Origin of the sequence: Chloracidobacterium sp. N (genome assembly GCF_018304765.1) — a bacterium.
GTDB classification, from domain to species: Bacteria; Acidobacteriota; Blastocatellia; order Chloracidobacteriales; family Chloracidobacteriaceae; genus Chloracidobacterium; species Chloracidobacterium aggregatum.
The window spans coordinates 329,409-351,138 of record NZ_CP072643.1 but is presented as its reverse complement, the minus strand read 5'-3'; the positions used below and the strand labels follow the sequence as shown (position 1 = coordinate 351,138).

Here is a 21,730-nt window from a genome sequence, read left to right as displayed (position 1 = left end):
CTCGTTCACAGGTGGGCGATGAGTCGTGAAACCAAGGTCAAAAGTAACGGACACTGAAAGGGTTGCGGCCTCCGAGGCGCTGGAGCTGAAACGGCGGGTGGGGAGCAATCTCGAACTGCTTCGCCGGCAACGTGGGTTGAGCCTGGAACGGCTGGCGGCGCAGTCCGGGGTGAGCCGGGCCATGCTGGGGCAGATCGAGGCAGGCGAGAGCGCGCCGACGATTGCCGTCCTGTGGAAGATTGCGCGTGGGTTGGGCGTGCGCTTTGCCGATCTGCTGGGCGATGAGCCGGAGCAGGCGGTGGTGGTGTTGCCGCGCTCGGCCGCCAAGGTGCTGCGTTCCCAGGATGGACGCTTTGAGAGCCGTGCCCTCTTTCCCTTTGACCGCGAGCGGCGGGCCGAGTTCTATGAACTGCGGCTGCGCGCGGGATGCGTCGAAATGGCCGAGCCGCATGCCGAAGGCACGTACGAAAACCTGGTTGTGCAGCAGGGCTGCCTGGCGCTGACAATTGGCGACCGCGAGACGATCCATCTCCTGCCCGGCGATGCCGTCTATTTTCGGGCCGATGTACCGCACGTTTATGCCAATCCGGGCGCTGAAGAAACACTGGCCTATCTGGTGATGACCTATGCCAGCCCGCGCTTGTAAACTTTCTCACGCACGAGTGGCTTGGCGCGCTCCGGCGAGTTGCGTATAGTCCCTCGTGCCCTACCCCCGCGGCTGCCTGCGTTGATTTCTCCGGGAATTCATCACCAATGAACATTCGACCTTTCAAGCGTCCCCAACCTGTGCGCCTGGGTGTTTTGCTGCTCAACCTGGGCGGGCCGGAAAAGCTGGCCGATGTTGAGCCCTTTCTGCGGAATCTCTTTTCTGACCCTTCCATCATCCGTCTGCCCATTCCTGCGCTCCAGCGGCCGTTTGGCTGGTTGATTGCCCGGCTGCGCCGGGGCAAATCCCGACGGTTGTATGAGAAAATTGGCGGTGGCTCGCCACAGCGGCGTATCACCACTGAGCAGGCTGCGGCGTTGCAGGATGAACTGGCCCGCCAGGGGGTTCAGGCGCGCGTGTATGTCGGGATGGTGTGCTGGCATCCGTTGATTGAAAGCACGTTTCAGCAGGTGCTCCAGGACCGCATCACGCACCTCGTTGTGCTGCCCCTGTTTCCCCATTTTTCCGTGACCACCACGGGAGCGGCTGCCAAAAAGCTCATTCGCTGCTTTGACCAGCACGGTGGCGTCCGGGAGATGCGGCGCAGCTACGTGACACGTTATGAGACCGAGCCGGGCTACATTGCGGCGCTGACCGATCTCATCGCGGAAGAAATGCGCCGGTTTCCCGACCCGCGCCCGGAAGCGATTCAGTTGTTGTTCAGCGCGCACAGCATTCCGACCAAGTATGTTGAGCGGGGCGACCCCTACCTGCGGCACCACGAACAGACCATTGCTGCCGTCATGACGGTGCTTGAGCGGCGGCTTGGGACGCGGCCGCCACATCGGCTCTCCTTTCAGAGCAAGGTCGGCCCGGTACGGTGGCTGGAACCCTCCACGGAAGACACCCTGCGGCGGCTGGCCGGCGAAGGCCACGAACAGATATTGACCGTTCCCATCAGCTTTGTTTCCGAGCACATCGAAACGCTGTACGAACTCGACATCCAGTACCAGGCGCTGGCCCAGGAGGTCGGCATTCCCCATTTCCGCCGTGTTCCGGCACTCAACTGCCACCGGGCTTTCATCCGTGGTCTGGCCGGGTTGGTACGCGCCCGCCTGGCGGCTGGCTATCCGTTGCAGGCAGCGGAACAGGCTGCCGGGGGATAAACCAAGGCGGAACTCGTCATGGAACGCCTGCTTGTCATTGACGATGACACCGAACTCTGTGAACTCGTGGTGGAGTACCTGACGGCTGAAGGGTTTGCCGTCGAAGTCGTTCACGATGGCGAGTCGGGAGTGAGGCGGGCGACGAGCGAACCGTATGCGCTCATCATTCTTGACGTGATGCTTCCCCGGCTGGATGGTTTCGAGACGCTCAAGCGGATTCGGGCCGTGTCGCACGTGCCAACCCTGATGCTGACGGCGCGCGGCGACGATGTGGACCGCATCGTGGGCCTCGAAATCGGTGCGGACGACTATCTCTCCAAACCTTTCAATCCCCGTGAACTGCTGGCGCGCATCCGGGCCATTCTGCGGCGGACCAAACCGGAGTTGCTGGCTGAAAAACTGGTTGTCGGGGATGTCGAGCTGGACTTCGGTTCGCGCAGCCTCCGAAAGCAGGGGCAGACCGTGGCCGTGACATCCGTTGAGTTCGACCTGCTGGCCGTTTTGCTGCAACACGCCGGCCAGATTGTCTCGCGCGATGATCTTTCGCTGCGGGCGCTGGGAAGGTCGTTTCATCCGCTCGACCGCAGCGTGGACATGCACATCAGCAACCTGCGCAAGAAACTCGGCCCGCACGTGGATGGCAGCGAGCGCATCAAGTCGGTGCGCGGCGTCGGGTATCTTTACGCCGTATGTCCACCGGCGGAAACACCGGCGTCCTCTGCGTAGCGCTTCATCATGCGCACCCTGTTCATCAAGATTTTCCTGTGGTTCTGGCTGGCGATGGCCGGGTTGACGGTTCTGGTCACGGCGGTCGGCTCCCTGACGGCTTCCGACGTTGTCTGGCCCGGCCGCCGGACCCTGACCGCCGCGACGACCCTCTATGCCGAAACGGCTGCGCTGCTCTATGAACAACAGGGGCCGGAAGCCGTTGCCGATTACTTCCGGCGGGTGATGGAAACGTCCAAGTTGCAAGCCGCACTGCTCGATGAGCAGGGACAACTGCTTGTAGGTACGATGCCGCCCGCCTGGCCGATGAGCCCCGATGGCCGCCGCCGTGAGGAATTCGCCATCGTGGAAAGCCGAACCTTCCTGCTGCGGACGGTGGAAGGCGCCAGCGGCCGGCGCTACCTGCTGGCGACCGTGTTTGACCGGAATCTGCTGCCGATGCCGCCTGTCTGGACGCGGGCGCGTATCATCCGCCTGTCTGTTTTTGTGCTGGGCAGTGGCATCGTCTGCTATGGGCTGGCCTGGTATCTGACCCGTCCCATCGGCCGCCTGCGCCAGGCGGCCCAACGGCTGGCGGCCGGCGATCTGACGGCCCGTACCGGAGCGCGGCTGGGGCGTCTGACCGATGAAATCGGCGGTCTGGCGCGCGACTTCGACGCGATGGCCGAACGCATCGAAGCTCTGGTAACGTCCCAGCGCCGGCTTTTGGGGGATATTTCACACGAACTGCGCTCGCCACTGGCACGCCTGCGGCTGGCACTTGAACTCGCCCAACGCAAGGCTGGCCCCGAAGCCCAGTTGCACCTGGCACGCATCGAGCGGGAGTCCGAGCGGCTGGATGAACTCGTCGGGCAACTGCTGGCGCTGTCGCGGCTGGAAAGCACGGCGTCCCTGGATGCGACCCAGTGGCTGGATGTGGCGACGCTGACCCAGCAGGTGGCCACGGACGTGGATTTTGAAGCCCAGGCCGCTGACCGGACCGTGCAGTGCCGCATCCTGACTGATGATGCCCACCGGCCCATTCTCGGCGATGCCGAACTGCTGCGCCGTGCCCTGGAAAACATCATGCGCAACGCCGTACGCCACACGCCACCGTCATCGTGTGTCGAAGTCGAGGTCAGGGCTGTTTCCGACCGGCTTCACATCACGGTTCGGGATTACGGCAAAGGCGTCCCACCGGAGGCGCTGGAGGACATTTTCAAGCCTTTCTACCGGGTTGAAACCGCCCGTGACCGGGCCAGCGGAGGTGTTGGTCTGGGGCTGGCCATTGCCGCGCGCGCGGCGGCGCTGCACGGCGGGCAAATCCGGGCTGAGAATCTCCCGGATGGCTTTCAGGTCACGCTGGTGCTTCCGGCGATCTCCGCCGGCGTGACGCCGGCGCTCCCGGGCGCCTCCGGTTAGTTGGCGTCCTGGTGGCGAAGGATTTCAACATCGAACCGGATAACCAGACCGTCCGTGACCAACTCGTCTATGATGGGCAGCAGGCTGGCAATCCGCTCCGGCATATCAATCACCGTCACCACCAGCGGAAGGTCCGTTGCACCGCCGAGCCGGTCGGCCGCCCGGATTTGCCCACTCAGCCCGAAACCGGCAATGCCACGTGTCACCGTCACTCCAGCCACGCCGGCCAGGCGCAGACGGTGAACAAGCACCCGATGGAGCGGTTCGGTTTCCCACAGGTCGTCATCACCAATGAAGATTTGCAGGGCCTGGGCCGTGCCTTCGAGCTTGCGTGCTGCCATGACCGGACTGCTCCCTTGAAACACGCTGGAGTAGGGAAGTGCCAATGTGGCCGAAGACAAAAACAAAAGGCAAGCCGACCGTGAGCCGGCTTGCCGGGTGTCCGGTGTCACTGGTTGTGGTTTCAACTTGTCGTGTGAAACTTGACCATCCGCAGTTGCCAGTAAGCTGTCAGGTCTTTGCAGCCGAAGTGACCGTATGGCGCCACAGAAAAACCGCGCTCGCCGGTCTGTCCCGGAATGCGGCAGGTGTTGCGGCCATACACCAGACAGCCATAGCCGATGACCTCATCCACACTTGACCAGATCGAGTAGCGATAGGCTCCCTCGTAGCCAGTACTGGAGTTCAGTTCGGTGAGAAACGCCGATACGCCATACGGCCCAAACCCACCCAGCAGGTAGCCGGGATAAAACCCATTCGTGTTGCCGCAGGTCGGCGTGGTTGGGCCGGAGAGATAGCAGGTGGCCAGTCCCTGGTTGCCGCCGGCAATCCCCACGAAGGTGTCCACGATGGAAGTCAGGCTTGGGCCGAGGTTATAGCTCCCACCGGCCAGCGCATCAGAAGCCGGGCCGCCCTTGATGGCCTTGCGGGCCAGCGTCACGCCCATCGAGTGCGCGATGATGTCCACCTTGGCCGCTCCGGTGTACTGCCTGACCGCCTGGATGAAAGCACGCAGCCGGGTGAGGTGTTCGCGCGAGTGGTACTGCTGCGCCGAAAAGAGGGCATTGGCCGGACCCCAGGTGGTGGCATACAGCTCACTTGTCTTGTAGCCCTGCGAGAGAAAGTACTGAATCGAGGCGTTCCAGCCGGTTTGACCCGGAACGCCCGTGCCCACGGCTTTGTCGGAGTTGCCGTGAATGAAGATGACCGGCTGGTTGACGACCGTATCGGCGTCATTCTGCCGTCCGCCATAACTGCCCCCGGCCAGGTCGGCCCGGGCAAAATCAAAACTTCCGTAACCGTTGGCGACGAGCCAGTTGCGGAAATGGGGCGTGATACCCGACGTGGAAACCTGGGCGGCCGCCGGCGCGGTGGCTTTGCCCCTGGCCTCCACCGGCAACCCCAACAACCCAAAAAGGATGGCACTGAGGAACAGGCTGGCTGCCAGCCAGCGGCGATGCAGTGGTGTGTGACGCATGGTTTTTTCGGCAGAGCGTGAAACTGTGCTGATCAAGGCAAGAGCAAAACTGTGGCGCAACAGCGAAACGGAAGGAAACGGCAGTGTATTCACCAGACCACCAGGCAGCAACACCGGCCGCGATGGCTACCGGGGCAGCCGGGAAGTCGTGAGAAATCCTTCCCGGCCGCTGATACCGTCCCGCCGGGATCGGCGTTTGATGCCAGCCCCTGCTCCTGCCCCCTACTCCTGCATGTACTTCCGAAACTCCTTGGCGAAGTACACGAACGTTTTCATCCACTCCTTGACGTTCTGTTCCGTCACGCCGCCCGTCAGTTCGTAGTCGCTTTCGAGTACCGGATCGTTGTCGTTGTCGAGGTAGGCTTTGGCAAACCGCTTGACGCGGTTCCATTCATTGATGCGATTGAGCGTCATGGGCTGTCCGCCCCAGACAGCGGCCAGCAGGAGGCTTTTGTCGCGTTTGACAAGCCGCATCTTCAGACCGTCTGTAAGCTCGATGAGGTAGGTGTTGTTGTCCAGTTCACGCCACTTCACGTCGGTGAACGAGCGGAGGATGCGCTCGAGGCGTGTTGTCGTCATCACATCAAAAACTTCAACCTGTTGGGGTGATGCGGATGAAACCGGTTCGCCAACAGCGGCCAAAGCCGTCGGTGACAACAGTGGAGCGCCAGTGAGCAGCACCAGGGCCAGCCCAAGCGGCAACGCCTTTCGTCTCCGTGGGACGTTCGTATGGGAAGCCGGGAGCGTTTTGTCGAATGTCATCGTGAGGGTCCTTCAAATGGAATAGAACAAAGCACCGGACGGTTGGCAGGGCAATAGCCAACCCGCCCAGTCGTGACGGGAGGGGCTGGGTGGCGGGCATCATACGCAAATTCCGGGACTCAAGAAAACAGTTGACAAGACCTGATCCCATGCATTCGCTATAGGGTGCATGTGTTGACACACCCACGATTCCATTTCGTTTCCGGCACCCTTCAAAGTACTCTTGAGTGCCATCCAAACCTTTTGAAGATAAAACCTGTCTTTCAAACCGAGGCCATTGCCATGAACTGTACTATCACCTGCTCGCTGTGGCGGCGACTCGTCTGGCTGCTCCTGGGGCTGTGGCTTCTCCTGCACGCACTGTCGCCCTGGGTTGGGTGGCAGGCCCAGGCGCAGACGACGACCGGCACCATTCTCGGCACGGTTATTCAGCGCGACGCAACGCCCGTCCCCGGAGCCATCGTCCGTATTCTCAACAAGGTCAACGGCCTGACCCGTACAGCGCGGACGGACGCCCGCGGTGTCTATCGTTTCGACCTGATTTTGCCGGGGCTGTATGACATTCGCGCCCAGGCCGACGGCTTCCGGGAAAACGCCATCGAGAACTTCATCGTCGAGGTCAACCGGGAGAAAATCATCCAGCCACCCCCGATTGTGCTTGACCCGCCAACGGCTCCGGCGCCGACGCCCACGACGCCCGGACAGCCGCCCGCGCCGACGCCGGGAACAACCCAGGCCAACATTGCCGATGCCGCCCTGCGTGGCAGCGCCACGGCCGAATTCATCCTGGCGCTGCCGCTGCGCGGTATCCGCAACTTCGACACCTTTGCGCTGCTGGCGCCGGGCGTGGCACCGCCACCCTCCTTCTTTGGCGTCAGCGGGCCCGGCATTGGGCCGAACGTGGGCGGGGGCGAGTTCGTGGTCAACGGCGTTCGGGCGCGCGGCAACAACTTCACCATTGACGGCGCCGACAACAATGACCAGGACGTGGGCGGGCGGCGGCGCGGTTACGTGGCGACGGCACCCCAGCCCATCGAGAGTCTCCGGGAATTTCAGATCACCACCCTGCTGGCCGATGCCGAAAGCGGGCGCAACGGCGGCGGACAGATCAACGTCGTCTCGCGCACCGGTGAGAACGAGTTTCACGGCAACCTGTACTCGTTCTTCAACGACGCCCGGCTCAATGCGCGCGATGCCTTTGATTTTCGCGCCGGCTCGGTACGGATTGGCAAGCCGCCCTTCACCCGTCACCAGTCAGGGGCCACGCTGGGCGGCCCCTTCCGGCAAAACCGCTGGCACTTTTTCACGGCGTTCGAGCGGATTGGCGTCAATCGTACCCAGGCGACACACTTTGCCGTCCCGACGGCCGCTGAGCGGGCGGCGGCGCTGGCCATCGGCCGCGTTCCCAGCCTGCTGGGGCGCGATCTGCTCGATCTGTACCCCCTGCCCAACAATCCGGGCGGCCCGCATGGCGTCAATACCCTGACGCAGTTCCTGGCGGGTAACGGCGCGGCGACGCTGTTTTCATTTCGGAGTGACTACCAGTTCAGCCCGTTTGACCGTCCGACGCTGTTTACGGCGCGCTACAACCTCAGCGACGACCAGGGGCGGCTGCCGAACGTCGGGGACGCCATCAACTCCGGGGTGGATTCCCGGACGCGCACCCACAATGTCGCCTTTGATTTCACGACCCGCATCTCCGACCGGTTTTCAAACCAGATGCGGTTGTCGTACGGCCGGCAGCGGCTTGGCTTCGATGAAATCCCCGGCAGTCCGTTCATCTTCCAGACCCGCTCGATTGGAGTGGATTTGACGGGCGATGGATTGCCCGATGGACGCAGCGGCCCGCTGGGTCGGGTGAACGTGCTGCCCTACAGCAGTATCGGTGTGGACCCCAGCATCTTTCCGCAGGGGCGGGTGGTAAACACGATTCAGCTTGCCGATACCTTCATCTGGAATCACGGACGCGGAACGCTCAAGGCCGGTGCCGACATCCGCTTCATTCGCTCCAACAGTTTTGCCGACATCAACTACCGGCTGAACCTCAGCTTTGCGCCGGGTATCGTCATTCCGCCGGGCGGAAACTTCCGCTATGCCAGCGGGGTGGATTTCGTGGGACTGGGGCTGCCCTCCGATATTGGGCAGACCTTTGTGACCGATCCCAACTCGACCCTGGGGCTGCGGACAACCGAATACAACTTCTTCATCAACGAGACGGTCCGCCTTGGCTCACGGGTCATCGTCCGGGGCGGGGTGCGGTATGAACTCAACACGGTTCCCGATACCGGCGATGAGCGGCTGCGCCGTGGCCTGGCCGTGCGTCCCGAGGATTTTCCCGTTGCGCCGGCCGACCAGCCCCGGGCGGCGGCCTTTTTTGCCGCGTTCAACAACTACCAGGGGTTTGTCAACCAGCGGGATGGCATTTATGACCCCTCGCGCCGAAACTTTGCCGGTCGGGCCAGTCTGGCGTGGGATGTGTTTGGCAGCGGACGCACGGCCGTGCGGGCAGGCTACGGGATGTTCTACGACATCATCCCGCTCACCATCACCGGGCAGTCCCGTAATCTGTTCCCCAACAGTGTGCAGTCCAACTTCCGGTCCGGCATCGTGTTTCCCGACATCCTGCGTTCCAATCCGGCGATTTTCCTGTGTCCGCCGGGGAGCGGCCGGTGTGGCGGACGTGTCCCTCCGCTTCCCGACGTCACGCCCGGCAGTGAAAGTCCAAGCCCAACGGCGGCCTCTGTTGCGGCGCCGATTATCGTTGGGTCGCCGCCGTTGTTTCTGGGGGATTTGTTCGACCGCCAGAACTTCAGTCTGGCCTATACGCTGCCACGGCGGAATATGAGCGTGGCGCGGGTGCATCAGGTGTCACTGTCGGTGGAACAGGTGCTGGCCGACCGGCTGACGGCGGCCGTGGCCTACGTCGGCACGTTTGGCGGCAACATCATCCGCCCCGGCACGCCCAATGGGGGGGCGCTGACGCCGCTGTACTTCTTCCAGGCCACGCCGACCAGCCCCTTTGACCAGGTGCAGGTCCTGCAGCGGCGGAATGATACGGCGGCCGGGGCCATTTCGGGTTTTTCGACCGATGCCGACGCCACCTACCATGCCCTGCAAATCAGCGTCCGGCAGCGGTTCACACGTGGGCTGACATTCCAATCCGCCTATACGTGGGCGCATGCCATTGACAGCACTTCGGAACTGTTCGACACCGCCGGCAACGCCAACCGGTCGCAGATCGAACTTGACGTTCCCAGCATCACACGGCTTGAACGGGGCAGCGCGTCGTTTGACATCCGGCACCGGTTCACGACGGGCGTGCAGTATGACCTGCCCTGGCTGGCCTCCAACCCGTGGCTGGGTGGGTTTCAGGTGTCAGGGATCGTGACCCTGCAGACCGGGCAGCCCTTCACGGTGATCACAGGGCTGGACACGAACCGCGACGGCAACCGCACTGACCGTCTGGCGACGACGCAGGGGTTGGTGCTCCGGCGGCGCGGCGCACAGCAGATTGCGCTGGCGCCGGGCGTCAACCCGCTGACCCTGACTTCCTTCAACTTTACGGGTCCAGGCGAGGGCCTCGTCGGGCGCAACACGTTCCGCGCGCCCGGCGTGGCACTGGTGGATGTGGCGCTGACCAAGCGGTTTGTGTTTGCCGAACGGTATGCCCTGCTGCTGCGGGTTGAGGCCTTTAACCTGTTCAACCGCACCCACTTTGCAACGCCGATCAGGATTCTGGAAGCGCCGGCCTTTGGGCGGGCCGTGGCGACGGCCGTCCCGCCCCGGCAGTTCCAGTTTGCGCTGAAGTTTCAGTTCTGAGGGGTGGCTCAGTTGAGGTGAAGGGGCAGGCGCACGGTGAAGGTCGTGCCCTGCCCCTCGGTGCTTTCAACGGAAATCCGTCCCCGGTGGGCGGTGACAATGCGCTTGACGATGGCCAGACCGAGACCCACCCCCAGGCTGCGGTGTTTCCCGCCCTGGCGGTAAGGCTCAAACATTGTTGCCTGTAACTCCGGCGCAATGCCGGGGCCGGTATCGGCCACGCTGATGACCACCCATTCACCGTCGGCGGCGCCGCTGACTGTGATGCGTCCGCCTTCCGGCGTGAACTTCAGGGCATTGGAGAGCAGGTTGGAGACGACCCGCTCCAGCTTCGGGCCATCCCCGACGAAGGGCGGCAGGTCTTCCGGGGCGTCCAGTGTCAGTTCGATGTTTTTGCCCTGCGCCTGCAAGCTGATTTCACCCACACAGCGTTTCAGCAGGACGGTGGGGAAGACGACGCCTTTGAGCAGGGTCATGCCGGTCTGATTGGCGCGGAACAGTTCCAGTAGGTCACTGGCAAGCTGCAGAACCTTGTTCAGTCCCTGGCGGGCTACGGAGACGATTTCCTGCAGGTTCTGGTTTGCATAGGCATCCTGGGCTTCGAGCAGTTCCAGCGCCATCTGCATGGCTGTCAGGGGTGAACGGATGTCGTGCGCGACCATGGCCGTAAAGTCTTCGCGCAGGCGCTCGGTTGTTTTGCGGTCCGTGACATCCCGGATGAGGGCCACAAACGTATCCGGGCCATCGGCAATGAGCCGCGCCTCGAACTCACGCCAGACACCTTGGCACTGGGCCCGGTACTCCACCGTGAGCTGGGTTTCAGCGGTCAGGTTGTTCAGTGCATGCTCAATCCTGGTGACACCTTCCACCGGGAGAATGGCCGCCAAACGGGTGTCAGGCGTGATTTCGAGGTTGAACATCTCCGCCGGACAGGTTTCGCTGGGCTTGAAGTACGTGACGGTTCCATCCCGCCGGCCGCGAATGACGACATCAGGCAGGGTGTTGACAAGCGTGCGGTACTGCTGTTCACGTTCCCGGAGCGCCGCTTCGTGACGCGCCGCGCGTAGCAGGTGGTACAACCGGCGCTCGAGCAGCTTGAGATTGACCGGCTTGGCAATGAAATCGGTCGCTCCGGCTTCAAACGCCTCGACGATGACCGGCTCGATGTCATAGGCCGTCAACAACAGAATGGGCAGGGTTTGTCCCTCCGGGAGTTGGCGAATCTGCCGACACACGTCCAGGCCGGAGCCATCGGGCAGCATGGCATCGAGCAGCAGGGCATCCGGCAGCCCATGCTGTATGCACGTCAGCGCCTCACTAACATTTGACACGCCGATGACCCGGTATCCCTGCTGTTCCAGAAAAAACCGGAGCAGCCGCCGCTGCACGGCGTCGTCCTCGACAACCAGAATTGTCATGAGTGAATCGGATGGCATATCGGACAGAAAACTTTGACTGAGGATTGTAGCATGCCGCTGCGGGTTGGTCTTTCACGTCCGGTTGGCGTTTCTGATGTGGAGGCTTGCGTTATGTTCTGGCGTCTGAGTTGGTGGTTGGCCGGGCTGTCTGTCTGCCTGGTCTGGCTGGGTGGATGCGGCGTCCTGGCGGCCCCGCCTGGCGGGGTCGGCCCCCGTCCAGTGGGGGTCGGCCCCCGTCCAGTGTTAGACACGCCCGCGGCCACAGAAGCCTTTGAGCAGGTCCGCACCAAGGGCTTCGATGCGCTCTACAACCTCGACTACCGTGGGGCGTGGGCGGCTTTTGAACAGCTCACCCGGATTGACCCGACGCATCCGGCCGGCTACCTCTACCTGGCCAACTGTATGTGGGCTGAAAAGCTCTACCGTACGCGCCGCCTGCAGGCGACAACCTACACCGGCGAGACCTTTTTTGCTGATACGAAGGAAGTCTTCGACAAGGACTTTGACCGCCGCTTACGCGAGGCCGTTGACCGTACCCTCCAGGTGGCGGATGCCCGTCTCCGGGAGAATCCGCGTGACACTGTGGCGCTCTACTACAAAGGCATGGCGCACGGTCTGCTGGCCGCTTATGAGGCCACGATTACGCGGGCCTTTCTGGCGGCCCTGAGCCAGAGCAACAAGGCCGTTGCCCTGCACCGCGAGGTGCTCAAGCTCGATCCCGACTACGCCGATGCCAACCTCTCGATTGGCTTGTACAACTACGTGGTCGGCTCGCTGCCGCTGCCGGTCAAGGTCATTGCGGCGCTGGGTGGTGTGCGTGGTTCCAAAAAGCGCGGGCTGGCATTGGTGGCCAAAGCCGCCGACGAGGGACGGACCGCACAGGACGCGGCGCGGCTGCTGTTGATTGCACTCTACAAGCGCGAGAAACGATATGCGGATGCGATGTCTTACCTCGAAACGTTCACCCGTCAGTATCCGGCCAACTATGTTGCCCGTCTGGAGCTGGCCGACACGTTGGTACGCCTGGGGCGTATGGAGGAAGGCATTGCGCGCTTCGAGGAACTGACGAAAGAGGATGCGGCCGGCCCTTACCGTGATGCCATCCACTACCAGTTTGCCGATGTGTTGTTTTCGGTCGGCCGGGTGGCCGAAGCCGTGCCGCATTTTCGCAGGGTGCTGACACTTCCCAACGCCAATGCCGACCTGGCGACGCTGGCGCAGTTGCGACTGGGTGAAGCGCATGACGCGCTGGGGCAGCGGGCCGAGGCCATGCAGGCGTACCGGGCCGTTCTCAGGCGGCCGAATGTGTTTGATGTCCACGCCCGGGCGCAGGCGCACCTGAAAAAGCCCTATGTGGCGACGACGGCCACGGTTCCGCCAACTTCGCCGGATGAGGCAGAGGAATCCCAGCCATGACTCACAAAAAGCCCTTCCTGCCGGAAAAGATGTGTCCCGTGTGCCGTCGGCCTTTTCGTTGGCGCAAAAAATGGCGTAACACCTGGGAGCAGGTCATCTATTGCTCGCAGGCCTGCGCCGGACGCAAACGCCCGGAAGGATTATCTTCCAGCGCGGCTAAGAGAAAAGATCAGAGGAGTAAGAGAGGGTATTGATGAACTGAGACGTTTCCTGAAAAATATGCTCTTCGTCATCTGAAAGGGTCTCGGTCCATACTCTCTCAACTGCTTCCTGTCACGATTATCAAAAGGAAAAAGCCGACAATGAATACTGAAGACATCATTCTCAGGCTGCGGGCTGTGAAGCCCATCATTGTCAGCCGCTACAAGGTGAGAGAGATCAGTCTTTTCGGCTCTTTCGCCCGCAATGAGCAAAACATAAGCAGTGATGTTGATGTTCTGGTAGAGTTCGATGACAAAGCCGACCTGCTTGATTGGATAGGCTTGGGGTTTTATTTGGAAGAAATACTTCAGCATCGTGTGGATGTAATTCCAAAACGAGCCTTACGGAAGGAATTGCAGGAATCAGTCCTTCAGGAACGTATCGTCCTATGAGAGACTATACGCTCTATTTGAAAGACATTTTGGCAGCTATAGAGAGTATTGAAAGTTTCATAGATGGAATGGATGTTGAAGAATTCTGGTCTGATGACAAAACATCAAGTGCAGTTGTGAGAAAACTTGAGATTATTGGTGAGGCAGTAAAACACGTGCCTGACAGAATACGCCAGCAAAATCCTCAAATTATGTGGCGGGAAATGGCAGGGATGAGAGATAAGTTAATTCATTCTTATTTTAGCGTGGACTATCAGTTGATCTGGAGGACAATTACAGAGCGGTTGCCACAGATTAGAAGCGAGATTCAGAAAATCCTGCAGGATATGGCTTAGATCAGTGGAGGTGTAGAGCGAAAGATGGGTGGCTGGGTAGGGTATTCACTTCAACCCCCGGTGTGTCCGGGAGCTATCCACGGCTCGCAAGCCGGCGCCGGACGCAAACGCCCGGAAGGATTATCTTCCGGCGCGGGCGCGAGAAAAGGGCAGAGGGGTGAAACGTAAGCCTGGTTATGCCCCGGCTGGAGCTGCGGAGCGAAGATTGAAGGACTGTCACTCGATTTTGAAAGACATTCTGGCAGCTCTGGAGCGCCGCAGAGGTTTATTGCGGAAGCTTCATTCGGTTGGAGCGGGCAGGTGCTGTTGCCGGATGTAGGTCAGCAGGTTGCGCGCCGCCATTTCCAAAGCGCGGTACACCAGCTCGAACCCCTCTTCACCACCGGCATAGGGATCGGGGACTTCAGCAATCCCGATGGCCGGTGCAAACTCCATCATCAGGAAGATTTTGTGTTCACAGCCGCGCGGACACAGGGAGCGCAGGTAGGCATGGTTGGTGCGATCCATGGCCACTAGGTAGTCAAACTGGTGAAAATCATCCCGCCAGACTTCCCGCGACCGCAGATCGCTGATGTCAATGCCGCGCTTGAGTACCGTCCGCTGGGCGCGTGGGTCGGGCGGTTCGCCAACCCGCATCGGCGAAATGGCGGCGGAGTCTGTTTCAATCTGGCCGGTGAGCCTGGCTTCAGCCACGAGGTGGCGAAAAATCCCTTCGGCCATCGGGGAGCGACAGATATTGGCTGTGCAGACAAACAAAACGCGAATGGTCATCGTGGTTTCCAAAAAGGTATAGGGAATATCGGAACTTGATATGGAGAGCATCGCAATTGCAAGTGGGGGGACAGTCCATCGGTTGTTGGCTGCGACGCGCCGGTTGCCTGCGCTGTTGCCTTTTCTGCTGGCCATGCTGGCCGAGAGCGCCGCTTTGCCGCCCCAGACCACACCTGCACCGGAAGCCGGCGAGCGGCTGTGGGCCGCTGCCGTACAATCCGGCGTGCCTTTTCCGCTCAGGGCGGTCTCCCTGCGGGTGTACAAGTCATTGCGGCGGCTTGAACTATGGTCCGGGCAAACCTGTGTCAGGACTTACACGGTTGCCCTTGGTGCTGAACCGGAACAGGACAAACTCCGCGAAGGCGACCATCGCACGCCGGTCGGTAGGTTTTATGTCTGCACCCGCAATGATCGCAGCCGGTTTCACCTGTTTCTGGGATTGAGCTATCCGAATGAGGAAGACGCCGAACGGGGGCTGCGGGATGGCCTCATCAGCCGTCGCCAGTACCGCGCCATCCGGCAGGCGCAGCGGCAGCAGGTGCGTCCGCCGTGGAACACGCCACTGGGCGGGGAAGTCGGCATTCACGGGGGCGGGACGGGCAGTGACTGGACGTGGGGCTGCGTGGCGTTGAGCAACGACGACATCGAAGAACTGTGGCTGGCCTGCCCGCTCAAAACTCCGGTGACGATCTATCCGTGAGCCATCCGGGTTGACTTTCCGCTCCGTGTCGCCAAGCTTAGCGGCAGCATTGACCGGCAACGCCCAGACTCCATTCGCACGACCCATCGGGAGTTCGTATGTCTCTTGGTTTCCTTCGTTCGCTGGCGCCGGTGTGGCGTCACGGCTGGCGTCAGACCTGCCGGCGCTGGCCGGCGCTGATCGGTTTGTGGTGTGTATTGCTGCTGACCACGGCCTGTCAGAAGCAGGAAGCGATTGTCACCGTGCCGACGGAGACGGAAGCCAACGAAATCATCGCGGTACTCCAGGACCGGGGCATTGAAGCCAAAAAGGAAGCGGCCGGCGGCGAAGACCAGAAGGGGTGGCGCATTCTGGTTGTCGAGGACGCCTTTGCCTCCGGGAAGGCGGCGCTGGCCATCCGCATCCTGCAGGAACTGGGCCTGCCGCGTCCGACCGGGACAGGGCTTGGCGAGGACACCGGCGGGGGGACGTTCGGCGGGTTGTCGCCGACGGCCGAGGAAGCCAAAAAAATCAAGCAGATCAAGACGGAAATCGAGCGCCAGTTGCGCCAGTTGCCGGATGTGGCGCGGGTGAGCGTCAACATCGTGCTGCCGGAAAAAGACATCGCCAGCTTGCAGCCCACTCCCGCCAAGGCCTCGGTGCTGCTGGTGACAACCGCGGCCGAAACCCGTTTCAAGGAAGAGGATGTCCGGCGTCTGGTGACGGGCGGCGTTCCCAATCTGGACGCCAGCAATGTCGTCGTCACGATTTTCCACGAGCCGCCGCGCCAGCTTCAAACCCAACTGTCCGACATCGAGAAGCGCGCCAAGGTCAACAAACTCATTGCGTTTGTCACGGTGTCCGTGGTGTTGATTGCCCTGGGGCTGGGCGGCCTGCTGTTCTATGTCAAACGGCGGCAGGCGACGCCGGCCGCGGCGGAAGCCCCGGCCGCAGCCGAGGGCAGCGAGCGCAAGCAGCTTCAGGCCTGAAACTTCAGGCCTGAAAGAAGCCGGTTGAGTGTCTAACTGATCCTGCCCGGTACGGGCATCGCTTCCAGCCAGGGCGTAAAATCATCAGGCGGCGGCGCGCAGAAGTGCATCGGGCGTTTTTCGAGCGGATGCCAGAGTTTCACTTCGGCGGCATGCAGCATCTGCCGGGACGCACTGCGGCCGGTTTCAGCCGTCAAGGTTTGGTTGGCCCGCCGGCCATAGACCGTATCGCCCAGGATGGGATAGCCCAGGTGGGCGGCGTGGATGCGTATCTGGTGCGTCCGGCCCGTCAGGGGCTGAAACTGCACCAGTGCCCACTGCGGCCCACACCACAGCACAGTGAAACTGGTCTGCGCCGGTTTGCCATCCGGCAGGACGCGCCAGCGCGGCCACAGGGACGGCGACCGTCCAATCGGAGCGTCAATCGTTCCAGTCTCGGCATCGGGATGACCCACCACCAGCGCCAGGTAGGTTTTGGCGATGTCGCCGGCCTGAAACAGCGGTGCCAGGGCCCGCGTGCCACGGTCATTTTTGGCCACCAGCACCAGACCTGACGTGTCGCGGTCCAGCCGGTGAAGCAGCATCGGGCGGTTGGTTCCAGTGGAAAATGCCGGATAGGTGAGCAGGCGGTTGAGCAGCGTCCCGGTGCGTTCTTTGGGCGTCGGATGGGAGAGCATCCCCGGCGGCTTGGCGACGACGAGCAGCACGTCGTCTTCGTACACCACCGGCAGGGTGAAGTCGGCTGCCGGCAGGCGGACGTGCGGCGGCGCAACGAGTTGCCAGCGGACGCGGTCGCCGGCGCGCAGTCGCCAGCCGGCGGTGCGCGGGCGGGCGTTGACCCGGATTTGCCCTTCGGCTACCGCCCGGCGAATGGCCGTCAGGGGCCATTCGCCGAGTTGGGCCCGTACAAACTCGTCCAGGCGTTGCCAGTGTGCCGTTGGTGGAACGGTCACTTCCGCTTCCAGCCGCAGCTCGCTCATCGCCACCGCCCCACGATGGGAATGTCGCCCGGACTGCCGTAGTTGACCTGAATATCGGCAAAGCCAGCGCTGTTAGAGTTGCGCAGGAAAAAAACACCTTGGCGGTAAACCCCAATGCTATCAAAACCTTTGCCTGTCCAGTCGCCAGCTACGGGGATGTCCCCGGCCTGACCATAGAAAAAGTCGCTGTCGGCAAAGCCGGAGGTGTTGCTGTTGCGGATGTAGCAGAAGCCGTTCGAGGGGCGGAAACAGCCAACAGTTGTCGTGCGGTTGCCGTCCCAGTCGCCGACAATCGGCAGGTAGTTCGGGTTGCCGTAGTTCACCACGATGTCGGGACTCCCGGCGCTGTTGGAATTGCGCAGGAAGAATGTTCCGTTGCGATAGACGCCGATGGTATCCACCCCATCGCCATCCCAGTCGCCGGCCAGGGGAATGTCCCCCGCGCTGCCGTACGCGAACGACAGGTCGGCAAAGCCCGGCGAATTGCTGTTTTTGAGGAAAAAGGTGCCGTTGCGGAAAATGCCGACCGTGTCAATGCCATCCCCGTTCCAGTCACCGGCAATCGGGCGGTCGCCTGCCTGACCATAGAAGAAGCTGTTGTCGGCAAAGCCCGGCGTGTTGCTGAAACGCTGATAGACAAAGCCATCCGAGGGCCGGAAGCAGCCGACCGTGGAAGGCGGCGGTGGTAGCGCGCCACCGGTGACGTTGAGTGACATCTGGTAGGTGTTGCGCGTGTCGTTGAACAGGAAGACCCGCAGGAAAAACAGGTTGGCCGGACCTGTGTTGGTGAAATCAATGGTTTCGCTGTTGCTGGTCGAGTTGGAGATGGCCACCGGCTGTGGTTCCTGGTTGCGGTAAAGCTGCATGTCAATATCGCCGAAGTTGTGCGTGAAGTTGATCGTTGCGAGGATGCGTGCGCCGGTTGTGGCCTGAATGGCATACCAGTCTTCGGAAACTTCCTTGACGACGAGGTTATTGGCGTTGACGGGCAGGGTGACGAAGCGCGCCTCGGCCCGGGAGTTGTTTGGCTCAAAGGCATCATCCGAGCCGCCGTCAAGGAAGCTGTTGATGCTGGGGGCAAAGGCGGAAAACTTGCCGTAGTTGTCAAACAGTTGGCTGGGTGGCACACCGCAGGCGGCCGGCCCGCAGCTCAGCACGCCGATGAGAAAGCTGCCCTGGCTGGTTGAGTACCAGATGCCGGAGCCGCTCGAACCGGGTTCCGTAACGCCCTGATTCCAGTTAACCCGGTAGCCGCCCTGCAATCCGGTACTGCCGCCACAGTTGGTGTTTTGCCCGGCGAGTGTGCCCAGCGACCGCCGCAGGAAAGAGAGTTGGGGCTGGGAAATGGGCGTCCCCCCATCCGGGTGGTGCAGGGCAAACACGTTTGTACCATCCGGGCGTGGATTGATGTCCCATCCGGCGTGGAACAGGTTGCGCGGAATGACGCCGAGAATTTCAAGCAGCGTGTGGTCGCTCGGCGCATTGGTTTGAAGCAGCGTCGCTCCGGTCGGGGAACGGAAAAAGTTGCTGCTGACAACGCCGCTGTTACAGGCCGTGGTGCGGTAAAACCAGAACGCCTGCACGCTCTGGGCCTGGGCTGCCGTGCTGACACAGTGGTTGGCCGTCAGAAAGAAGGGTGCAAAGTCGCCGCTGCGTGTGGCAAGGACCGTCCCGGTACAGACGGATGTGCCGCCACTGGTCTGAAAGACAATGCGCGCCACGCTGTCTTTTTCCGGTTCAGGTCCGCACATGGCGTCGAGATTGCAGGCCCCGGCTTCGGGCCCGCTGCCCTCCACCTTGCCGGTTGTCTTGACCGTCGGGGGCAGGGGACTGTCCCAGATGTGCGCCACTTCCGTCACCCGGAAAGGCGCTGTCCGCCCGGCCGGTGCAAGCCATTCGACCACAGCGGTCTCTCCGGCCAGGACATCCGTCCAGAACTCGCCACTGCCGAACGGTCCCCTGCCGGTGTAGGGTCCTGAAACGGTATTGTCAGCAGCGCCATACACGTAGAGTTCAGCGCCCGGTGGCAGGTCAACGCCCTCGAAGTGCAGACGCAGGGCTGCGGCACGGGGCGAAGTCAGGGCAGCGGCATAGCTGGTCAGCATGTCGCCGCCGGTTTTGGCCCGCACGTCACCCAACCGGCGTGGCTGCGTCAGCCAGTCCTGTCCCACAGGGCGGTTGGCGCCGATCTGGTTCGGGGCGACGGCCAGCCCCTCGGCGGTGAAGGATGGCAGTTGGTGGGCCAGCGCCGCACAGGTTGCCGGAGAGAGGCGTTCGCCAAGCAGGCGCAGGCTGGGTGGGGCGGCTGGGCGAAGATGGTTTTCCCCCCGGTTGGCGGCAGGAAGCTGGATCGCCAGCGGCGGCGTGACGGCGGCGGACTGGGTGGCCGCCGGCCGGGGCGACAAGCCCAAAAACAGCGCGCCGGCCAGCATACAGATGCCAAGGATGACCCAGCGGAAATGTTGTCGCGGCATGACAAGCTGCTATCAAGAATGTGCGCAAAAGTGCGCACGGTTCTCTTCCTGCCCCGACGTGTCCTGTTGACCACCGTCGTATCTGACAGGCGTGACTTTCCCGACTACGGCGGGGACGGTCCCCGCCGCAGCGCCGCCATTGCTGGACGGACTCGCCACGGGTAGGGCAGTTTCGGTTGCCAGCCGTTTCAGGTTCAGCGCTGCATTGAGGTCACGGTCATGGTGCGCACCACATTGAGCACACACCCATTTTCGATCTCTCAATGTCAGCGCCTCGTTCTTCCAGCCACAGATGGAGCACAGTCGGCTACTTGGATACCAGCGATCAGCGATGGTAAGACGAGTACCGTAGCGCCGGGCCTTGTATTCCAACTGCGAGCGCAACATCCCAAAACCCACGTCAGAGATGGCGCGGGCGAGTTTCTCGTTCTGCAGCATCCCTTTGACGTTTAAATCCTCGATCACTAACGCTTGGTTTTCGCGGCAGAGTCGAGTCGTGAGCTTGTGGGTGAAATCCGCCCGGATATTGGCAATGCGGGCATGGAGCCTTGCCAATATCGCAGCGGACTTCTGCCGGTTGTTCGATACCGGCAGGCGCGTTCCTTCAGGCAGGCGGGCATGGCGTTCAAATCCTGCTGCCTTCCTGGCGGCTTCCAGCTTGCGGCTGAGACGTCGGCTACGGATTTCCAGACGGCGCAGCGCTGCTTTGAGCGGCTTGGGCGCCTCGATGACTTCACCGCTGGAGATCGTTGCGGCAGCCTTGATGCCCAGGTCGCTGCCGTTGACCTCGTGCGACGTGCGACGCCGATAGAATTGCGCATCAGGCACCTCGACCTGTATTGCCACAAACCAACGATCCGCGGTGCGAGAAACCGTTGCGCCCAAAATCTTGCCCGCGAAGCGCAGTTCCTCGGTCATGGCGACTTCACCGATCCTGGGCAGACGGATCGTCTTGCCTTCCAGGGTGAACTTGTCGTTGGCAACATAAAAGCTGTCGCGGCAACGGCCCTTTTTCTTGAAGCGCGGTGCGTGTGCCTCTTTGCCAGCCTTGAGGTCGGTGAAGAATCTTTCCCAGGCTTTGGCGAGATGGGCAAACGGCTGGGCGTGGGCATCCCGGTGAATGTCCTGCAACCAAGGCCGACCGTTCTCATCGAGCCACTGCGGGTCGGTGTACTTGATGGCGTTGAACTGTTTTTTGAGCGCCATGGCGTTTGGCCTGCCGCCTGCTGCGTATTGCCTGTTCCACTCATTGAGCGCCCAGTTCCAAACACGCCGCGCCGTGCCGCAGGCGCGCTTGAAGTAGTCCACTTGCTCAGGAGTCGGACAAAGAGCAATCTTGTGGGTCAGTTGCATTGTTGGGCCTTTTTGACGTCATTCGCATCCTGTTTCAGCGCTTCATCCAACTTCTTTCGATAGTTCCTCAAACCGTACAGCCGGGACGAAAAACAGCGCACGATGGTCATTAAGTCTTGCACCATTTCCTGTTCGGGAGACAGCCGTTCCTGGTTGAGTACCAGCACTTCGCAGCCATGGGTTTGGGCGTAATGTTCGAACCACTCAAAGCCGAAACGGGTGAGGCGGTCCCGGTGAGCGAGGATTAGCATCCTGACTTCCCGTCGCCCGATCTCGTCCATAAGGGCCAGAAACCGCTTGCGCCTGAAGTTCAGCCCGCCGCCCACTTCCTCGATAAACTCGACCCCCGCCAATCCCTTCGCCACCACGAACTCTTCCAGCACTTTGCGCTGATTCGCCAGGTCCGGCTTCTGCGCCGCACTCGATACCCGACAGTAGGCGACAAGCTTGGTTGGCGCATGGTTGGCCTGCCGCAAACCGATGAACTCACGGATCTGCGTCTCAGTGTAGAGGCGGCGGTTGCTGTCCGTTCGGGCCACCGGAATCAGCCTTCCTTCGCGTTCCCAACGCTGCAACGTCTTGACCGAGACACCAAGGAGTTTTGCCGCCTTGCCTGTGCTTATAGTGCTTTCCATGAGCATTATTATACACTATCGCGTACTATACGGCAAGCTAGAGTCCGGCTCCTTTCAGGGTCTGCCGTCGGAAGCCGACAGCAGCAAAAG

General features: G+C 61.7%; 20 protein-coding genes. 11 read left to right on the top strand and 9 right to left on the bottom strand.

What is annotated here, in order from left to right; all coding sequences use genetic code 11:
- The first annotated feature begins 25 nt into the window (after positions 1 to 25).
- The 4 genes from J8C05_RS12560 to J8C05_RS12545 all read left to right on the top strand — a co-directional run bounded on the left by J8C05_RS12560 (position 26) and on the right by J8C05_RS12545 (position 3,939).
- Complete coding sequence (locus J8C05_RS12560) at positions 26 to 646, top strand: helix-turn-helix domain-containing protein (protein WP_211423870.1); 621 nt, start codon at positions 26 to 28, stop codon at positions 644 to 646.
- Positions 647 to 753: 107 nt separating this feature from the next.
- Positions 754 to 1,812 (top strand): ferrochelatase, encoded by a 1,059-nt coding sequence (hemH, locus tag J8C05_RS12555; RefSeq protein WP_211423869.1) that lies wholly within the window; start codon positions 754 to 756, stop codon positions 1,810 to 1,812.
- 18 nt (positions 1,813 to 1,830) lie between these two features.
- Entirely contained in the window at positions 1,831 to 2,538 is a 708-nt protein-coding gene (locus J8C05_RS12550) for a response regulator transcription factor (protein ID WP_211423868.1), read from the top strand.
- A gap of 9 nt (positions 2,539 to 2,547) precedes the next feature.
- Positions 2,548 to 3,939, top strand: coding sequence for an ATP-binding protein (locus J8C05_RS12545; RefSeq protein ID WP_211423867.1), 1,392 nt, complete (start codon positions 2,548 to 2,550; stop codon positions 3,937 to 3,939).
- On the opposite strand, the gene J8C05_RS12540 is transcribed toward J8C05_RS12545, so the two are convergent.
- From J8C05_RS12540 to J8C05_RS12530, 3 genes are all read right to left on the bottom strand, one after another.
- Positions 3,936 to 4,280, bottom strand: coding sequence for a DUF190 domain-containing protein (locus J8C05_RS12540; protein WP_211423866.1), 345 nt, complete (start codon positions 4,278 to 4,280; stop codon positions 3,936 to 3,938). The genes J8C05_RS12545 and J8C05_RS12540 overlap by 4 nt on opposite strands.
- 122 nt (positions 4,281 to 4,402) lie before the next feature.
- Positions 4,403 to 5,416: a lipase family protein gene (locus J8C05_RS12535; RefSeq protein ID WP_211423865.1), complete on the bottom strand. Its 1,014-nt coding sequence runs from the start codon at positions 5,414 to 5,416 to the stop codon at positions 4,403 to 4,405.
- Between the two features lie 222 nt (positions 5,417 to 5,638).
- Positions 5,639 to 6,178 carry a YbjN domain-containing protein gene (locus tag J8C05_RS12530; protein WP_211423864.1) on the bottom strand — a complete coding sequence of 180 codons (540 nt, stop codon included), beginning with the start codon at positions 6,176 to 6,178 and terminating at the stop codon, positions 5,639 to 5,641.
- Between the two features lie 282 nt (positions 6,179 to 6,460).
- Here J8C05_RS12530 and J8C05_RS12525 point away from each other — a divergent pair, with 282 nt between their 5' ends.
- Positions 6,461 to 9,997: a TonB-dependent receptor gene (locus J8C05_RS12525; RefSeq protein ID WP_211423863.1), complete on the top strand. Its 3,537-nt coding sequence runs from the start codon at positions 6,461 to 6,463 to the stop codon at positions 9,995 to 9,997.
- A gap of 8 nt (positions 9,998 to 10,005) precedes the next feature.
- Here the strand turns inward: J8C05_RS12525 and J8C05_RS12520 are convergent, their stop codons facing one another.
- A complete protein-coding gene (locus J8C05_RS12520; protein WP_211423862.1) occupies positions 10,006 to 11,415 on the bottom strand; it encodes an ATP-binding response regulator in 1,410 nt (469 codons plus the stop codon).
- A 111-nt stretch (positions 11,416 to 11,526) separates the two neighbouring features.
- Here J8C05_RS12520 and J8C05_RS12515 point away from each other — a divergent pair, with 111 nt between their 5' ends.
- From J8C05_RS12515 to J8C05_RS12500, 4 genes are all read left to right on the top strand, one after another.
- Positions 11,527 to 12,831, top strand: a complete 1,305-nt coding sequence (locus J8C05_RS12515; protein WP_211423861.1) for a tetratricopeptide repeat protein — start codon at positions 11,527 to 11,529, stop codon at positions 12,829 to 12,831.
- Entirely contained in the window at positions 12,828 to 13,025 is a 198-nt protein-coding gene (locus J8C05_RS12510; protein ID WP_211423860.1) for a DUF2256 domain-containing protein, read from the top strand. The genes J8C05_RS12515 and J8C05_RS12510 overlap by 4 nt, the downstream gene beginning before the upstream one ends.
- Positions 13,026 to 13,133: 108 nt before the next feature.
- Positions 13,134 to 13,424 carry a nucleotidyltransferase family protein gene (locus J8C05_RS12505; RefSeq protein WP_211423859.1) on the top strand — a complete coding sequence of 97 codons (291 nt, stop codon included), beginning with the start codon at positions 13,134 to 13,136 and terminating at the stop codon, positions 13,422 to 13,424.
- Entirely contained in the window at positions 13,421 to 13,759 is a 339-nt protein-coding gene (locus tag J8C05_RS12500) for a HepT-like ribonuclease domain-containing protein (protein ID WP_211423858.1), read from the top strand. Before J8C05_RS12505 ends, J8C05_RS12500 begins: the two co-directional genes overlap by 4 nt.
- Positions 13,760 to 14,038: 279 nt before the next feature.
- Here J8C05_RS12500 and J8C05_RS12495 read toward each other — a convergent pair whose 3' ends face one another.
- The gene (locus J8C05_RS12495; protein WP_246840804.1) at positions 14,039 to 14,530 is read right to left on the bottom strand and encodes a low molecular weight protein-tyrosine-phosphatase; all 492 of its coding nucleotides are present in this window, start codon (positions 14,528 to 14,530) and stop codon (positions 14,039 to 14,041) included.
- Positions 14,531 to 14,570: 40 nt separating this feature from the next.
- Here J8C05_RS12495 and J8C05_RS12490 point away from each other — a divergent pair, with 40 nt between their 5' ends.
- Both J8C05_RS12490 and J8C05_RS12485 read left to right on the top strand, forming a co-directional pair.
- On the top strand, positions 14,571 to 15,230 hold the full coding sequence (locus J8C05_RS12490; RefSeq protein ID WP_246840803.1) for a L,D-transpeptidase family protein: 660 nt from the start codon (positions 14,571 to 14,573) through the stop codon (positions 15,228 to 15,230).
- Between the two features lie 98 nt (positions 15,231 to 15,328).
- Entirely contained in the window at positions 15,329 to 16,198 is an 870-nt protein-coding gene (locus tag J8C05_RS12485) for a hypothetical protein (protein WP_211423856.1), read from the top strand.
- 32 nt (positions 16,199 to 16,230) lie between these two features.
- Here the strand turns inward: J8C05_RS12485 and J8C05_RS12480 are convergent, their stop codons facing one another.
- From J8C05_RS12480 to J8C05_RS12465, 4 genes are read right to left on the bottom strand one after another with little or no spacing between them, the layout of a single operon-like run.
- Positions 16,231 to 17,178, bottom strand: a complete 948-nt coding sequence (locus tag J8C05_RS12480; protein WP_211423855.1) for an RluA family pseudouridine synthase — start codon at positions 17,176 to 17,178, stop codon at positions 16,231 to 16,233.
- A complete protein-coding gene (locus J8C05_RS12475) occupies positions 17,175 to 19,652 on the bottom strand; it encodes a PPC domain-containing protein (protein ID WP_211423854.1) in 2,478 nt (825 codons plus the stop codon). The genes J8C05_RS12480 and J8C05_RS12475 overlap by 4 nt, the downstream gene beginning before the upstream one ends.
- A gap of 12 nt (positions 19,653 to 19,664) precedes the next feature.
- Entirely contained in the window at positions 19,665 to 21,005 is a 1,341-nt protein-coding gene (locus J8C05_RS12470; protein WP_211423853.1) for an RNA-guided endonuclease InsQ/TnpB family protein, read from the bottom strand.
- Positions 20,996 to 21,646: an IS607 family transposase gene (locus tag J8C05_RS12465; RefSeq protein WP_459543862.1), complete on the bottom strand. Its 651-nt coding sequence runs from the start codon at positions 21,644 to 21,646 to the stop codon at positions 20,996 to 20,998. The genes J8C05_RS12470 and J8C05_RS12465 overlap by 10 nt, the downstream gene beginning before the upstream one ends.
- Positions 21,647 to 21,730 lie beyond the last annotated feature (84 nt).

Bases quoted from the DNA above. Each gene is read 5' to 3' on its own strand.
- J8C05_RS12550 (WP_211423868.1), top strand. From the start codon at position 1,831: ATGGAACGCCTGCTTGTCATTGACGATGACACCGAACTCTGTGAACTC.
- J8C05_RS12520 (WP_211423862.1), bottom strand. From the start codon at position 11,415: ATGACAATTCTGGTTGTCGAGGACGACGCCGTGCAGCGGCGGCTGCTC.
- J8C05_RS12545 (WP_211423867.1), top strand. From the start codon at position 2,548: ATGCGCACCCTGTTCATCAAGATTTTCCTGTGGTTCTGGCTGGCGATG.
- J8C05_RS12480 (WP_211423855.1), bottom strand. From the start codon at position 17,178: ATGAGCGAGCTGCGGCTGGAAGCGGAAGTGACCGTTCCACCAACGGCA.
- J8C05_RS12470 (WP_211423853.1), bottom strand. From the start codon at position 21,005: ATGCAACTGACCCACAAGATTGCTCTTTGTCCGACTCCTGAGCAAGTG.
- J8C05_RS12465 (WP_459543862.1), bottom strand. From the start codon at position 21,646: ATGCTCATGGAAAGCACTATAAGCACAGGCAAGGCGGCAAAACTCCTT.
- J8C05_RS12485 (WP_211423856.1), top strand. From the start codon at position 15,329: ATGTCTCTTGGTTTCCTTCGTTCGCTGGCGCCGGTGTGGCGTCACGGC.
- J8C05_RS12540 (WP_211423866.1), bottom strand. From the start codon at position 4,280: ATGGCAGCACGCAAGCTCGAAGGCACGGCCCAGGCCCTGCAAATCTTC.
- J8C05_RS12510 (WP_211423860.1), top strand. From the start codon at position 12,828: ATGACTCACAAAAAGCCCTTCCTGCCGGAAAAGATGTGTCCCGTGTGC.
- J8C05_RS12490 (WP_246840803.1), top strand. From the start codon at position 14,571: ATGGAGAGCATCGCAATTGCAAGTGGGGGGACAGTCCATCGGTTGTTG.
- J8C05_RS12525 (WP_211423863.1), top strand. From the start codon at position 6,461: ATGAACTGTACTATCACCTGCTCGCTGTGGCGGCGACTCGTCTGGCTG.
- hemH (WP_211423869.1), top strand. From the start codon at position 754: ATGAACATTCGACCTTTCAAGCGTCCCCAACCTGTGCGCCTGGGTGTT.
- J8C05_RS12500 (WP_211423858.1), top strand. From the start codon at position 13,421: ATGAGAGACTATACGCTCTATTTGAAAGACATTTTGGCAGCTATAGAG.
- J8C05_RS12505 (WP_211423859.1), top strand. From the start codon at position 13,134: ATGAATACTGAAGACATCATTCTCAGGCTGCGGGCTGTGAAGCCCATC.
- J8C05_RS12515 (WP_211423861.1), top strand. From the start codon at position 11,527: ATGTTCTGGCGTCTGAGTTGGTGGTTGGCCGGGCTGTCTGTCTGCCTG.
- J8C05_RS12475 (WP_211423854.1), bottom strand. From the start codon at position 19,652: ATGCCGCGACAACATTTCCGCTGGGTCATCCTTGGCATCTGTATGCTG.
- J8C05_RS12530 (WP_211423864.1), bottom strand. From the start codon at position 6,178: ATGACATTCGACAAAACGCTCCCGGCTTCCCATACGAACGTCCCACGG.
- J8C05_RS12535 (WP_211423865.1), bottom strand. From the start codon at position 5,416: ATGCGTCACACACCACTGCATCGCCGCTGGCTGGCAGCCAGCCTGTTC.
- J8C05_RS12495 (WP_246840804.1), bottom strand. From the start codon at position 14,530: ATGACCATTCGCGTTTTGTTTGTCTGCACAGCCAATATCTGTCGCTCC.